The sequence below is a fragment of the Ornithinimicrobium panacihumi genome (assembly GCF_052073805.1).
Taxonomy (GTDB): domain Bacteria; phylum Actinomycetota; class Actinomycetes; order Actinomycetales; family Dermatophilaceae; genus Ornithinicoccus; species Ornithinicoccus panacihumi.
Map to the genome: position 1 here is coordinate 42,808 of NZ_JBQGWG010000001.1, position 14,274 is coordinate 57,081.

Below are 14,274 nucleotides of genomic sequence, written 5' to 3' on the forward strand. Positions count from 1 at the left end.
ACCTGAGACGGCGAACACGCACGTCCGGACCACCGCCTAACCGACTCCAGGAGGAGTGCACATGGCCGCCATCGATGCCATCATCGCCCGCGAGATCCTCGATTCCCGCGGCAACCCGACCGTGGAGGTGGAGGTCGGGCTGGACGACGGCACCGTCGCCCGCGCCGCCGTCCCCTCCGGTGCCTCGACCGGTGCCTTCGAGGCCGTCGAGCGCCGTGACGGCGACAAGGGCCGCTACCTGGGCAAGGGCGTGGAGCAGGCCGTCGCCGCCGTGATGGACGACCTCGAGCCGCGCCTGCTGGGCTTCGACGCCTCCGAGCAGCGCCTCGTCGACAACGAGATGCTCGCCGCCGACGGCACAGACAACAAGGGTGAGATCGGCGCCAACGCCATCCTCGGCGTCTCGCTGGCCGTCGCCAAGGCCGCCGCGGACTCCGCTGGCCTGCCGCTGTTCCGCTACGTGGGCGGCCCCAACGCCCACATCCTGCCGGTGCCGATGATGAACATCCTCAACGGCGGCTCGCACGCCGACTCCAACGTCGACATCCAGGAGTTCATGATCGCCCCGATCGGCGCCGGCTCCTTCCGGGAGGCCCTGCGCTGGGGCGCCGAGGTCTACCACGCCCTCAAGGACGTCCTCAAGGAGCGCGGCCTGGCCACCGGCCTGGGTGACGAGGGCGGCTTCGCCCCCAACCTGGAGTCCAACCGGGCGGCCCTCGACCTGATCATGGAGGCCATCAAGAAGGCCGGCTACACCCCGGGCAGCGACATCGCGCTCGCCCTGGACGTCGCGGCCTCGGAGTTCCACGACGGTGGCTCCTACACCTTCGAGGGCGGCACCAAGTCGGCCGAGGAGATGATCGACTACTACGCCGAGCTGGTCGACGCCTACCCGCTGGTCTCCATCGAGGACCCGCTGAACGAGGACGACTGGGACGGCTGGGTGAAGATCACCGAGCGTCTCGGCGACAAGGTCCAGCTGGTCGGTGACGACCTGTTCGTCACCAACCCCGAGCGGCTGCAGCGCGGCATCAACGACAAGGCCGGCAACGCCCTGCTCGTCAAGGTCAACCAGATCGGCTCGCTCACCGAGACCCTCGACGCCGTCGCCCTGGCCCACGCCAACGGCTTCAAGTGCATGATGAGCCACCGCTCCGGCGAGACCGAGGACGTCACCATCGCCGACCTGGCCGTCGCGACCAACTGCGGCCAGATCAAGACCGGCGCCCCGGCCCGCTCCGAGCGCGTCGCCAAGTACAACCAGCTCCTGCGCATCGAGGAGGAGCTGGACGAGGCGGCCATCTACGCCGGCGCCGGCGCCTTCCCGCGCTACCGCGCCTGAGTCGCACGCAGCACGAGCAGGCCGCGCCGGTCCGTCCGGCGCGGCCTGCCGCTGTCCGCGGCGGGCACCGCATACTCTGGAAGACGTCTGCCCACCCGACCCAGGAGCACCATGAGCAACGCACGCGGACCCCGCGACCCGCGGACCCCGTCGTCCCGTGGCTCGGCGCGCCCCGCCTCGCGACGCTCCGGCGGACGACCGGGCGTGCGCAGCATGACGGGGGCGGCCGGCTCCGTGCGGCGGGCCCCTGCTCACGTTCGACGCCTCCTGGCGCTCGCGCTGCTGGTCGTGCTCATGGGTGCCGTGGTCTATCCCGTGCTGTCGGGCTACCTGCGTCAGCGCGCGGACATCACGGCGGCCGAGGAGCGGATCGCCGACGAGCGTGCCGAGATCTCGCGCCTCGAGACCGAGCTGAAGAAGTGGGACGACGACGCCTACGTGGAGCAGCAGGCCAGGCAGCGTCTGCGCTTCGTCAAGCAGGGGGAGACGGCCTTCACGGTCATCGATGACAGGGATGAGGTCTACACTGAGGCGCTCCCTGGCATGGCGCCGGTCAGCGAGGAGGTCCTCGCCGAGAGTCCGTGGTACGGCCAGGTCTGGGAGTCGGTGAAGATTGCCAACGAAGGTCTCCCAGAGACCAAGGAGCCATGAACTACCTCGACCGCACCACCCTGGACGAAACTCCTTCCGAGGAGGATCTCCGCGTCATCGGACGCCAGCTGGGCCGGGAGCCCCGCGGCGTCGTCTCCATCTCCCACCGGTGCCCGTGCGGCTGCCCCACCGTGGTGCGCACCGAGCCTCGGCTGCCCGACGGGACCCCGTTCCCGACGAGCTTCTACGCCACCTGCCCGCGGCTGACCGCGGCCATCTCCACGCTGGAGAGCTCGGGGCTGATGAAGGAGATGTCCCAGCGCCTGGCCCAGGACGAGGGGCTCGCCTGGAGCTATGCCCAGGCCCACGACGACTACCTGCGGCGCCGCGAGGAGCTGGCGCACGTGCCGGAGATCGCCGGCATCAGCGCCGGCGGGATGCCCAACCGCGTCAAGTGCCTGCACGTGGTCGTCGCGCACGCCCTGGCCGCGGGCCCGGGCACCAACCCGCTGGGTGACGAGGCCCTCGAGGCGCTGCCCGAGTGGTGGCACGACGGCTGCTGCGGCGCCCTGCAGGACGACGGCGACGCAGAGGGCGGCGAGAACCACCCCGTCGTGGCCAACACCTGCCCCCAGCACCACCCCGTCGAGCACCACCCCGTCGTCGAGGCCGCCGGCCAGCCGGCCGCCCACGGGCTGGAGGAGGCCGCCGAGGAGCTGGCCTTCGACCCGGAGAAGGAGCTGGCCTACGACCCCGACGCCCCGCAGGTCGAGGACGAGGGCCGGACGTGACCACCGGCGTGAAGCGGGTCGGGGCCGTCGACTGCGGCACCAACTCAATCCGGCTCCTCATCGCCGACCTGCACGAGGACGGGCGCAGCCTGACCGAGATCTCCCGCCAGATGCAGATCGTCCGGCTGGGCGAGGGCATCGACGCTACGGGGCGCATCTCCGAGGCCGCGATGGCCCGCACCCTCGCCGCGGCCGAGGGATATGCCGCGCTCTGCCAGGACGCCGGGTGCACGTCGGTGCGCTTCGTGGCCACCTCCGCCTCCCGGGACGCCGAGAACTCCGCCGACTTCGTCGCCGGGGTCCAGGCCGCGTTCGGCAGCTTCGGGACCACGCCCGAGGTGATCTCCGGCGAGGAGGAGGCCACGCTCTCCTTCCTGGGCGCGACCGGGGCGCTGCGCGCCGCCGGCGCTCCGGCACCCTTCCTCGTGGTGGACATCGGCGGCGGCTCCACCGAGTTCGTCCGCGGCACCGAGACCGTCGAGGCGGCCACCTCGGTCGACATCGGCTGCGTCCGGATGACCGAGCGGCACCTGCACGACGACCCGCCGACCGAGGACCAGGTCTGGGCCGCCCTGTCCGACATCGTCCGCGCGATCGAGGACGCCTCCTCCCGCGTCGACCTCTCCGGCGTCGGCACCCTGGTCGGCCTCGCGGGCTCGGTGACGACCGTGACCGCGCACGCCCTGGACCTGGACCGCTACGACCCCGAGCGCATCCACGGCGCCGAGCTGCCGGTGGCCGAGGTGCTCGACGCCTGCACCGACCTGCTCCTGTCGCCGCGCAGCCGCCGCCGCGAGCTGCCCTTCATGCACGAGGGCCGGGTCGACGTCATCAGCGCCGGAGCCCTCGTCTGGCGCAGCGTCGTGCAGCGGGTCGCCCACGACTCGGGCCTGGTCACGGTGCGCACGTCGGAGACCGACATCCTGGACGGGATCGCACTCTCCCAGGCCTGACATGCCCCAGGACCTGCCGCACCCGATCACGGGCGAGATCTTCCCCAGCCCGGTCCCGCCCGGGGCGGGGTGGCCGCAGGACCCCGCGCTGCCGCATACCCGATCGGCGCGGAGCGCGGCCGGCGTGAGGCGACTGGCCGCTGGGGCCCGTGACGTCGAGGACCTCGACGCCCGTGTCTCGGTCTGCGCCGCCTGCCCCCGCCTGGTGCGCTGGCGCGAGCACGTCGCCACGCAGGCGCGCCGGGCCTCCTTCGCCGACCAGCCCTACTGGGGCCGGCCCGCGCCCGGGCTCGGACCCGGCGACGCGCCCGTCCTCGTGGTCGGGCTGGCCCCGGCGGCCCACGGCGCCAACCGGACCGGGCGGATTTTCACCGGCGACCGCTCGGGGGACTGGATCTATGCCGCGCTGCACCGCGCCGGTCTGGCCAGCCAGGCCTCATCCCGCCACGCGGGGGACGGTATGGAGCTGCGCAGGGTGCGCATCACCGCCGCCGTCCACTGCGCGCCCCCGGACAACGCCCCGACGACCCAGGAGAAGGTGGCCTGCCGCCCCTGGCTGGAGCGAGAGCTGACCCTGATGGAGCCGCACCTGCGCTCGGTCCTGGCCCTCGGCGGGATCGGGTGGGACGCCTTCCTGGCCGCGGCCCGTGCCCTGGGCTGGGAGGTGCCCAGGCCCAAGCCACGCTTCGGGCACGGGGCCGAGGCGGAGCTGACCACCACCGCCGGACGCGTGGTCCGGCTGGTCGGCAGCTATCACGTCAGCCAGCAGAACACCTTCACCGGCCGCCTCACCGAGGCCATGCTCGATGAGGTGATCGCGCGGCTCTGACCGGCGGTTATCCTGCCGTGCAGCGCCGACCGCCACCGCCCCCGTAGCCCAACCGGCAGAGGCAGCCCACTTAAAATGGGTTCAGTGCGGGTTCGAATCCCGCCGGGGGCACGTCGGGGTCAGCGCATGCCCACTGACGTCTCGGGGGCGCGGGCGCGGTCGAGATGCTGGACGACCGGGGCGCCGCTCCGTCAGCCGTCCAGCGAGGCCCAGATCAGGGCCCGTGCGACGAGAGGGTACTGGCCCTTGGGGTGGGCGCGGAAGAGCGGCTCCGAGCCGATCAGCACGCCGCGGGCGCCGGTCTCCTCGTCGGTGCCGTGCACGATCACCGGCTGCCCCGCGGCGTCCGCGGGGCCACCGACGCCGCGGGCGTCGGGCCGCCAGTGGCCGCTGACCACGGGGTCCTCGCCGTAGCGCTGGTCGACCGTCACCTCCGCCCCGAGGTCGGTGAACCAGACGGGGGAGTAGACGAAGGTGTGGTCGGTGGCGCCGGAGGCGATCGGGCTGGCAGGGTCGTTGTCCACCGCGACCACGCCGTTGGCGTCGCTGCGGCCGGCGACCGCCGTCGCCTCGACGACGCCCAGCTGCTCGTTGAGCGCGGCCGCCCTCGCCCCCCGCGCGACGAGGCCGCCGCCCTCGGCCACGAAGGCCTCCAGCTCGGCGCGGGCGTCGCGGTCCAGGTCGCGCCACTGGAGCCCGCTGGAGACGTAGAGCGCGTCCAGGTCGGACAGGTCCAGCCCCTCGTTGAGGGACCGGCTCGTGACCGGCTCGACGGTCAGCCCCATCTCGCCCAGGGCCCACAGCTCCTCGGGGGTCGCGGCGGCGCCGATGCGCAGCTCGGTCAGCACCGTCCCCTCGGCGTCCTCCGGCGCGGCCACCAGGCGCGCCCCGTGAGAGTCGACGACGGCCCGCGCGGCACGCCCGTCCTCCGCGGGCACGAGCACCGTCCCGTCGGCCAGCCACTCCAGCTGCGCGCCGGCGGCGCGCAGGGCGCCCAGCGCGGCCACGTCGGCCGGGTCGTCGAGGCGCAGCACCCAGCCGGTCGCGGACCCGGCCAACGAGCCGGCAGGGGCGGGAGCCGTGACCTGCTTCCCCACGACCCGCAGCGGCGACCCTGCCGGGACGGTCACCACGTCGGCGCCCCAGAGCAGGCCGTGGCTCCAGCCGGAGATGTCGTACATCGCGTCCACCCGCTCGGAGATGTCCGACCCGGCCCCCAGGATCGTGCGGGCCATCCCACGCTTGGCCTGGTGCAGGTCGACCACGTAGGTCCCGGCCGGATAGGCCTGCCCGTCGATCGTCGCCGGCCGGGTCATCCGCGTGACGTCCACGTCGTTGGCGACGAGGTGCGCGACCAGGCGGGCGGCCGCGGCAGGGGAGCGCTGGGCCTCGTCGGTGCGGATCACGTAGGCCCGCGGGAAGTCGGCCGTGTAGACGTCCTCGGGGCCGATCACGCCGAAGAGCCCGTCCTGGACGGCACGCTGCGGCTCCCCGGCCACCCCGCGCCGGAAGCCCTCGATCTGGTCGGCGAGGAGCGCGTCGCGGTGCGCCACCGCATACCGGATCGAAGAAGTCATGGCCGCGTGCGCGATGTCGGTGTTGATCGCGGACCGGCGCCTCAGCTCGGCCTCCGGCTGCTGGTAGGCCGAGTTGTTGACGCGCAGCGGCACCTCGACGGTGTGGGCGACGGCGCCGTGGAGAGCGGCGTACTGCGGGGTGAAGATCGGCGGCCAGTCGTCCCAGCCCTCGGCCCAGTCGCGCAGCGGGATCTGCACCGGCTCGACCCCGTCGGCGTTGCCGAACCCCAGGCCGTTGATCGCCGCCTCCATGCCCAGGGCGTTGGGATAGGCGTGCTTGACGAACAGGTCGTACTCGTAGTTCTCCCCGTGCGGCGGCGTCGTCGGCTCCACCAACGTCCCGTTGACATAGCCGTGCAGGTCGACCAAGAGGGCCGGCTGGGTGCGGACCAGCGCGTCGCGCACGGCGATCGTCTCGGGCTGGGTGGCGGTGATGAAGTCGCGGTTGAGGTCGAAGCCGGCGGCGTTCTTGCGGGTGTTGTCGTGGCGACCGTCGGGGTTCATCGTCACGACGAGGTGCAGCCGGGTGGTCTCCAGCGTGCGCACCACCTCGGGGTCCTGCGAGGTCGCGTAGTCCTCGATCAGGCGCAGGGCCGCGTCGGTGCCCTCCCACTCGTTGCCGTGGATGTTGGCGTTGAGGAAGACGGGGAGCTTGTACTTCCGCGCCAGCCCCCGGTCGCCCGCGGCCTGCTGCGGCTGGTCGGCGATCCGTTCGCGCATCTTCGTCTGCTGCCCGGCCTGCGCCGCGGTCTCCGGCGCGGTCAGGGTCACCAGCACGACCTGCCGCCCGCCGGAGGTGGTGCCGATCACCTCGGCCGAGACCCGGTCCGAGCTCGCCTGGGCTGCGTTGAGCCGCTGGAGGATCTGACGGTATGAGGCCAGGCCGAGCTTGAGAGAGGCGTCACCCTGGTCGTCGGCCGGCTCGGTCAGGACGGCCTGCCGGGGGTAGGCCTGCTCGTGGGCAGGTGCCGCGACGAGGCCCGCCGGAGCGGCCAGGACCGGGGTGAGGCCGGTGGTGAGGCCAGCCGCCAGGACCACCGCGGCCGCGAGGGCACGACGACGTGGACGGGCGGCGGTGCGCGGCAGTGCGGCCATCGTCCGGCCTTCCTCTCGTCGCGGCGGTGCGGGATGCAACCAGCCGAGCCTATCCGCCAGCGCGGACGGACGAAAGGTGAGGATCGGGAGAGCGCTATCGACAGGCGACCCGACCTCCCCTGAGGTAGACATGACCCATGTCTTCCCGCACCGACACCACCGGGTCCGGCGTGCCCTCCGCGGGCTCCTCCGCCGGCTTCACCGTCCTGGGCGACTGGTCCGGCCAGCTCGTCGCGACCGCGATCCATAACGGCCACGACCTGCGCCCCGAGATCGCCGGGGCGATGATCCTCGACGAGGCGGTCCGCCTGCGTGAGGAGGACCCCTTCACCGACGTGATCGGCGCCGCCGCCCCGGCCCAGGTGGTCGTGGAGCGCTCGCGCTTCGAGGTCGACCTGAACCGCCCCCGGGACACGGCCGTCTACCGGACCCCCGACGACTGCTGGGGCCTGGAGGTCTGGCGCGAGGACCCGCTGCCCGACGACCTGGTCGAGGGGAGCCTGGAGTTCTACGACGCGTTCTACGCCGAGCTCGGCCGTCGGCTGGACGAGGTCGCTGCCCGTGGCCCGTTCGTCGTCTACGACGTCCACTCCTACAACCACCGGCGTGACGGCGCCGACGGCGCGGAGGCCGACGTCGAGGAGAACCCCGAGGTCAACCTGGGCACCGGCACGGTCGACGAGCGCTTCCGGCCCGTGGTCGAGGCCTTCACCACCTCCCTGGAGGCGCAGGAGGTCGGGGGCCACCGCCTCGACGTCCGGGAGAACGTGAAGTTCGAGGGCCGCGCCCTGGCCTGGTGGGTGCACGAGCGCTACGCGGGTGTCGGTGTCTGCCTGGCCCTGGAGTTCAAGAAGACCTTCATGGACGAGTGGACCGGCGAGCCCGACCAGGCCCACCTGCAGGAGCTGCAGCGCGCGCTGGCCGCCACCCACGAGCCGGTCCTGGCTGCGCTGGCAGGCCTGGAGGACGCGTGACCACAGAGGCGCCGGTCGCCGGCGTCCCGCAGTCCGACACCGGCCCGACGGCCACCCTCGCAGTCGAGGACCTGGCCGTCGACCACACCCTGGCGATGCTCGCCGGGGGGATCCGCTTCCTGCTCGACGTCACGCCCGTCGACGCCGACGACCACCGCGCCGACTTCCTGGCAGGCACCATCGAGGAGCCCGCGTTCACCTACCGCGAGCTCGACGTGGACCCCGACGTCTTCGGCGCCCAGCTGGACCAGGTCCCGCTCGACCGGGTGCAGGACGCGACCCTGGCCGACCTGCTGCGCAACAAGCACCGGGAGATGAAGCTGCAGCTGGAGATGCTCCGGGCGCGGGACACCGACGACTTCCGTCAGCTCTCCGTCGAGCTCTACGGCGCGGTGGGACCGACCCTGCGGGGCCAGGCCGAGGACCTCGTGGCCCGGCTCGACGTGGCCGGCCAGCCGGGGGACATGCTGACCGCCGATGAGTTCCTCGCCCTGGCCGAGGCCGAGATCGAGGCCTACCGCGAGGAGGATCCCGACGCCGGCCTGCATGCCGAGGTCCGCCCCGACGTCAGCGGCGTGCTGGTCGAGGGCAACGTGCTGCTCATCAGCGAGTCCTCCTCGATCGCGGCGGTGCGCGGCAACGCGCTGATCCAGCACGAGGTCGGGACCCACCTGGTCACCCAGGTCAACGGCTCCGGGCAGCCCATCAAGACCCTCGGTGGCGGGCTGGCCGGCTACGACGAGACCCAGGAAGGCCTGGCGGTCCTGGCCGAGGTCGGTTGTGGCGGGCTGACGCCCTTCCGGCTCCGCCAGCTGGCGGCCCGGGTGCTGACCGTCCACCGGATGCTGACCGGAGCCACCTTCCGCGAGGCCCACGAGGCGCTGGTGGGCGACGGGGTGCCGGCGGGCACCGCATACTCGACCGTGATGCGGGTCTACCGCGCCGGCGGCCTGACCAAGGACGCCATCTACCTGCGGGGCCTGCTCGACCTGCGCGAGCACCTGGCCCGCGAGGGGCGCCTCGACCTGCTCTTCCTGGGCAAGTTCGCGCTGCGCGACCTGCCGCTGGTCCAGGACCTGCACGACAGGGGCCTGCTGCGGCCCCCACGCCTGACTCCCCGCTGGTTGCGGGACCCGCGTGCGGTGACCCGGCTCCGTGAGGTGGCCGGCACCGACGACCTCACCACCCTCACGAAAGGTCTGGAATGAAGATCGCCTTCGTCGTCAATGACGTCGCCACCGAGAAGTCCGTCTACACCACCACCCGCCTGGCGATGACCGCCACCAACATGGGTCACGAGGCCTGGCTGATGGGGATGGGCGACTTCGGCTACGAGCCGGACGGCTCCCTGTCCGCCCGCGCCCGCGCCGGCGGTGACAAGACCTACCGCTCCCTGGAGCGCTACCTGGACGACGTGCAGAAGCCGGAGGAGGACGAGCGGATCCCGCTCAACGACTTCGACGTGGTCATGCTGCGCAGCGACCCCGCCGACGACGCCGAGGGCTCGGCCTGGGCCAACAACGCCCTGGTGGGCTTCGGCGACCTCATCGCCTCCGGCGGCGTCCTGGTCGTCAACGACCCGGGCAGCCTGGCCACTGCGCTGTCGAAGTCCTACTTCCAGCACTTCCCCGAGGCCGTGCGTCCGCGGACCCTGATCTCGCGGGACGAGGACCGGATCGAGGACTTCGTCAAGGAGCTGGGCGGCAAGGCCGTGCTCAAGCCGCTGCAGGGCTCCGGCGGCTCCGGCGTCTTCCTGGTCAACTCCAAGGAGTCGCCCAACCTCAACCAGATCATCGAGGCCATCGCCCGTGACGGCTACGTCGTGGTCCAGGAGTACCTCCCCAAGGCCAAGCAGGGCGACATCCGCATGTTCGTCATGAATGGGCGCCCGCTGAAGGTCGACGGCAAGTACGCCGCGTTCCGCCGCAAGAGCACCTCGGAGGACATCCGCTCCAACATGTCCGCCGGCGGCAAGGCCGAGGCGGTCGAGGTCACCGACGAGATGCTCGAGCTGGTCGAGGCGGTGCGGCCCAAGCTGGCCGCCGACGGGATGTTCCTGGTCGGCCTCGACATCGTGGGCGACAAGCTCATGGAGGTCAACGTCTTCAGCCCCGGTGGCCTGGGCAGCTGCGAGGCGCTCTACGGCGTCGACTTCGCCCCCGCCGTCATCGAGGATCTCGAGCGCAAGGTCGCCATGCGCAAGCACTACGGCCGCGAGCTGGCCAACGCCTCCCTCGCCACCCTCTGACCCGTCCCGACCCGCCCGCCCCACGGAATGCGTGGGGCGGGTGTGTCGTTTTATCCTGTGAACTGACACGACGGGGGACTTTTCCGTCGTGCCGCACGACATCGGAGGTTCCATGGCCGTCAACCCGGTCTTCAACCGCATCGACAAGGAAGCCTCGCAGGGGGGCTACGCCGGCTTCGGCAACGCCCAGGGTGGCTATGCGCCGCCGCAGGGCGCTCCCAGCATCCCCGCCGGCTACCACCCCGGCCCGAGCGAGTCCCTGACCGACGACCAGCTCCGCGACATGTACGCCCAGGCTCCCGCAGGCCCGGCGCAGACCGGTCGCCTGACCCTTGACGACGTCGTCGTCAAGACCCTTCTGCTCTTCGGCGTCGTGCTGGTCTCCGGCGCCGCCACCTGGTTCTTCGTCGGCGCCCAGCCCGAGCTCGGGATGCCGATCTGGCTCGCCGGCATGTTCGGATCGCTGGCCCTGTCCTTCGTCATCGGCTTCTCGAAGAAGGTCAACGTCCCGCTGATCATGGTGCACGCCGTGCTCCAGGGCCTGTTCATCGGTGCCGTGAGCGTGACCTACAACGCGGTCTTCGACGGCGTCGTCACCACCGCGGTCGTGGCCACCCTGGCCACCTTCGTGGGCATGTTCATCGGCTGGAAGATGGGCTTCATCAAGGTCACCAGCAAGTCGCGCCGCATCTTCGGCATGGTCGCGATGGGCTACCTGGTCTTCCTGCTCGTCAACCTGGCTGCCAGCTTCATGGGCTTCGGTGACGGCTGGGGCATCTACGGTGGCCAGTTCGGCTGGCTGATCGCCCTGGCGGGCGTGGCCCTGGCCTCCTACAGCCTGGCCGTCGACTTCGACTCGGTGGACCGCGCCGTCCGCGGCGGTGCCCCGCAGAAGTACTCCTGGCTCCTGGGCCACGGTCTGGTCGCCAGCCTCGTCTGGCTCTACATCGAGTTCCTGCGCCTCTTCTCGATCCTGTCGCAGGACTGATCTCGCTCGATGGGCGCTGTCGTAGACGACGTCCACACCGAGCTGGAGCGCGTGGTCCGGCGGTGGCAGCAGCTGCCGCTGGACCACGCGCTTCGTGCTGTTCCGGGGGTGATGGCCCTGGTCCAGGGCCTGGCTGACGAGGCCGCCGCGCATGCCGGGCTGCCTTCAGCGACGGTGCCGGACCTCGGCCCCGCGGTCCTGATGGATCAGCTGCGGGTGATGGTGCACGACCACCTGAGCTGCGGGTTGCCGCCCGAGCCGCTGCTCAAGAGTCTCACCACACTCCGCCGCAACCTCCCCTGACAAGAGCCACACCAGGCGCGTCGGATGGTTGCCGCCACCCCGACCGGGCGCGCCTGATGGTTGTTCTGAAGCCCACCGGGCGCGCCTGATGGTTGTCCTGACTCCCGTCGAGGGCGAGGCGGCGCTGGCTCAGTGCGCGGCGGACTCGGCGTGAGTGCTGTCCTCGTGCTTGTCCTTGCGCGGGATGAGCTTGAGGATGCCCACGACGAACAGGCCGACGACCAGGCCCAGGACGGCCGAGAAGAAGGTGTTGGTCAGCCACTTCATGGCCCCGGCGATCCCGGCGGGCACGACCCCGGCCACGACCTCCTCGGCGTGGTGGACGAACTCGTAGATCGGGTGGAACCCCAGCTCGTCGATACCCACCAGGAGGATGTGCCCGCCGACCCAGAGCATGGCGATCACGCCGACGGTGGACAGAACCTTCAGCACGATCGGCATGGCCTTGACCAGGCCCTCCCCGAAGCGGGCGGTGCCGGCGGACTCGCTCTGGGCGAGCTTGAGGCCGACGTCGTCCATCTTCACGATCAGGCCGACCACGCCGTAGATGAGGATGGTGATGGCGATCGCGACGACCACCATGATGATGGCGCGGTTGATGAAGGGCTCGTCGGCGACCTCGTTGAGGGAGATCACCATGATCTCGGCCGAGAGGATGAAGTCGGTGCGGATGGCCCCGGAGACCATCTTCTTCTCGGCCTCGGGCCCCTGCTCCACGACCGGGGCGTCCTCCTCGTGGTGGCCTCCGAGGCCGACCCACTCCAGCACCTTGTGGGCACCCTCGTAGGACAGGTAGGTGCCGCCGACCATGAGCAGCGGGGTCAACGACCACGGGGCGAACTGGCTCAGCAGCAGGATCGCCGGCAGGATGAACAGCAGCTTGTTGCGGAAGCTGCCCATCGCGATCTGCTTGATGATCGGCAGCTCACGGCTCGGGTCGAACCCGGTCACGTAGCGGGGCGTGACGGCGGCGTCGTCGATGATGACGCCCGCAGCCTTCGTCCCGGCGCGGCCGGCGGCCCCCGCGATGTCGTCCACGGATGCCGCGGCGACGCGGGCGATCGCCGCGATGTCGTCAAGCAGTGCGGCCAGACCAGCAGCCATGCGTTCACCTCAGGGGATAGGCCGATAGGAAATCTGTCCCAGGCTACCTGCCGACCGCGGTTCCGCCCGACTTCAAGGCTGCGGGTTCTCGCTGTGGGGCTCGCGGTCGGGTCACGCACACCATGTCGCCGACCGCTGCAGATGACGGTCAACCTGCGATGCGCCCAGGAAGTAACCCGCGCACAAGGCAGGTTCACCGACATCAGCACCGAAGACCGGCACCGTGAGGCAGGTGGGGCTCAGCTCAGCCGCTCGAAGATGATGGCCATGCCCTGACCGCCACCGACGCACATGGTCTCGAGACCGAACTGGCCGTCGCGCAGCTTCAGCGCGTTGAGGAGTGTGGTGGTGATGCGGGCACCGGTGGACCCGAAGGGGTGGCCCAGCGCGATCGCCCCGCCGTGCACGTTGAGCTTGTCGTAGTCCATCCCCAGCGCGTCGGCGGACCCGAGCACCTGCACCGCGAAGGCCTCGTTGATCTCGTAGAGGTCCATGTCGTCGATGGTCATCCCGGCCCGCTCCAGCGCCTGGCGGGAGGCCTCGATCGGCCCCAGGCCCATGATCTCCGGCGACAGGGCGCTCACGCCGGTGGAGACGACGCGCGCCAGCGGGGTCAGCCCCAGCTCCTTGGCCCCGGTGTCGCTCATCACCACGAGCGCCGCGGCGCCGTCGTTGAGCGGGCAGCAGTTGCCCGCGGTGACGGTGCCGTCCTCGCGGAAGACCGGCTGCAGGGTGGAGACCTTCTCCAGGGTGACGCCCGGCCGCGGGCCGTCGTCGGTGCTCACGACCGTGCCGTCGGCCAGGGTGACGGGAGCGATCTCACGCTCGAAGACGCCGGCCTTGATGGCGGCCTCGGCGCGGTTCTGGCTGGTGACGCCCCACTCGTCCTGGCGCTCGCGCGAGATGCCGTACGCCGTCGCGACGTTCTCGGCCGTCTGGCCCATCGCCACGTAGATGTCGGGCAGCTGCCCCTGCTCGCGCGGGTCGGTCCAGGTCGCGTTGGTGCGGGCGATCTCCTCGGTGCGCGCCACCGCGTCGGCGAAGAGCGGGTTGCGCCAGGACTCCTTGCCCCCGCCGGCGCCGGAGAAGTCGGCATAGCGGGAGACCGCCTCGACGCCTGCGCTGATGAAGGTGTCGCCCTCGCCGGCCTTGATCGCGTGGAAGGCCTGCCGGGTGGTCTGCACCGACGAGGCGCAGAAGCGGTTGATGGTGGCGCCAGGCACGCCGTCGAGGCCGAGCAGCACGCTGACCACGCGAGCCATGTTGAAGCCGTGCTCGCCCCACGGCTCGGCGCAGCCCAGGTAGAGGTCGTCGATCGTGGTCGGGTCCAGGCCGGGCACCTGCTCCAGCGCCGCCCTGATCACGCCGGCGGCCAGGTCGTCCGGCCGGGCGGTCGCGAGCGACCCCTTGAACGCGCGCCCGATCGGGGTGCGGGCAGCAGCGACGATGACGGCCTCGGCCATGACTTCTCCTTGAGGA

The 14,274-nt window shown here is 71.5% G+C and carries 12 protein-coding genes, 1 tRNA gene and 1 pseudogene; 11 read left to right on the forward strand and 3 right to left on the reverse strand.

Annotation, left to right across the window (positions count from 1 at the left end; genetic code table 11):
* Positions 1-61 precede the first annotated feature (61 nt).
* The 6 genes and pseudogenes from eno (at position 62) to ACTMMA_RS00210 (ending at position 4,617) form a co-directional block, all read left to right on the forward strand.
* Entirely contained in the window at positions 62-1,342 is a 1,281-nt protein-coding gene (gene eno, locus ACTMMA_RS00185; protein WP_441188078.1) for a phosphopyruvate hydratase, read from the forward strand.
* 111 nt (positions 1,343-1,453) lie between these two features.
* The gene (locus ACTMMA_RS00190; RefSeq protein WP_441188079.1) at positions 1,454-1,993 is read left to right on the forward strand and encodes an FtsB family cell division protein; all 540 of its coding nucleotides are present in this window, start codon (positions 1,454-1,456) and stop codon (positions 1,991-1,993) included.
* Positions 1,990-2,496: pseudogene (locus tag ACTMMA_RS00195) on the forward strand (DUF501 domain-containing protein); the annotation flags it as partial. The gene ACTMMA_RS00190 and the pseudogene ACTMMA_RS00195, both read left to right, overlap by 4 nt.
* A gap of 224 nt (positions 2,497-2,720) precedes the next feature.
* Positions 2,721-3,677, forward strand: a complete 957-nt coding sequence (locus ACTMMA_RS00200; RefSeq protein WP_441188080.1) for a Ppx/GppA phosphatase family protein — start codon at positions 2,721-2,723, stop codon at positions 3,675-3,677.
* A 1-nt stretch (position 3,678) separates the two neighbouring features.
* A complete protein-coding gene (locus ACTMMA_RS00205; RefSeq protein WP_441188081.1) occupies positions 3,679-4,506 on the forward strand; it encodes a uracil-DNA glycosylase in 828 nt (275 codons plus the stop codon).
* A gap of 37 nt (positions 4,507-4,543) precedes the next feature.
* Positions 4,544-4,617 (forward strand) — tRNA-Leu (locus tag ACTMMA_RS00210).
* 80 nt (positions 4,618-4,697) lie between these two features.
* On the opposite strand, the gene ACTMMA_RS00215 is transcribed toward ACTMMA_RS00210, so the two are convergent.
* Positions 4,698-7,178: a M14 family zinc carboxypeptidase gene (locus ACTMMA_RS00215; RefSeq protein WP_441188082.1), complete on the reverse strand. Its 2,481-nt coding sequence runs from the start codon at positions 7,176-7,178 to the stop codon at positions 4,698-4,700.
* 137 nt (positions 7,179-7,315) lie between these two features.
* On the opposite strand from ACTMMA_RS00215, the gene ACTMMA_RS00220 reads away from it, so the two are divergent.
* From ACTMMA_RS00220 to ACTMMA_RS00240, 5 genes are all read left to right on the forward strand, one after another.
* Positions 7,316-8,152 (forward strand): N-formylglutamate amidohydrolase, encoded by an 837-nt coding sequence (locus ACTMMA_RS00220; RefSeq protein ID WP_441188083.1) that lies wholly within the window; start codon positions 7,316-7,318, stop codon positions 8,150-8,152.
* Entirely contained in the window at positions 8,149-9,360 is a 1,212-nt protein-coding gene (locus ACTMMA_RS00225) for a peptidase MATCAP family protein (RefSeq protein WP_441188084.1), read from the forward strand. Before ACTMMA_RS00220 ends, ACTMMA_RS00225 begins: the two co-directional genes overlap by 4 nt.
* A complete protein-coding gene (locus ACTMMA_RS00230) occupies positions 9,357-10,400 on the forward strand; it encodes a glutathione synthase (protein ID WP_441188085.1) in 1,044 nt (347 codons plus the stop codon). The genes ACTMMA_RS00225 and ACTMMA_RS00230 overlap by 4 nt, the downstream gene beginning before the upstream one ends.
* 112 nt (positions 10,401-10,512) lie before the next feature.
* Positions 10,513-11,388 (forward strand): Bax inhibitor-1/YccA family protein, encoded by an 876-nt coding sequence (locus ACTMMA_RS00235; protein ID WP_441188086.1) that lies wholly within the window; start codon positions 10,513-10,515, stop codon positions 11,386-11,388.
* Positions 11,389-11,397: 9 nt separating this feature from the next.
* The gene (locus ACTMMA_RS00240; protein WP_441188087.1) at positions 11,398-11,691 is read left to right on the forward strand and encodes a hypothetical protein; all 294 of its coding nucleotides are present in this window, start codon (positions 11,398-11,400) and stop codon (positions 11,689-11,691) included.
* A gap of 129 nt (positions 11,692-11,820) precedes the next feature.
* Here the strand turns inward: ACTMMA_RS00240 and ACTMMA_RS00245 are convergent, their stop codons facing one another.
* Positions 11,821-12,795, reverse strand: coding sequence for a DUF808 domain-containing protein (locus ACTMMA_RS00245; RefSeq protein ID WP_441188088.1), 975 nt, complete (start codon positions 12,793-12,795; stop codon positions 11,821-11,823).
* Between the two features lie 239 nt (positions 12,796-13,034).
* Positions 13,035-14,258 carry an acetyl-CoA C-acetyltransferase gene (locus ACTMMA_RS00250; RefSeq protein ID WP_441188089.1) on the reverse strand — a complete coding sequence of 408 codons (1,224 nt, stop codon included), beginning with the start codon at positions 14,256-14,258 and terminating at the stop codon, positions 13,035-13,037.
* Positions 14,259-14,274 lie beyond the last annotated feature (16 nt).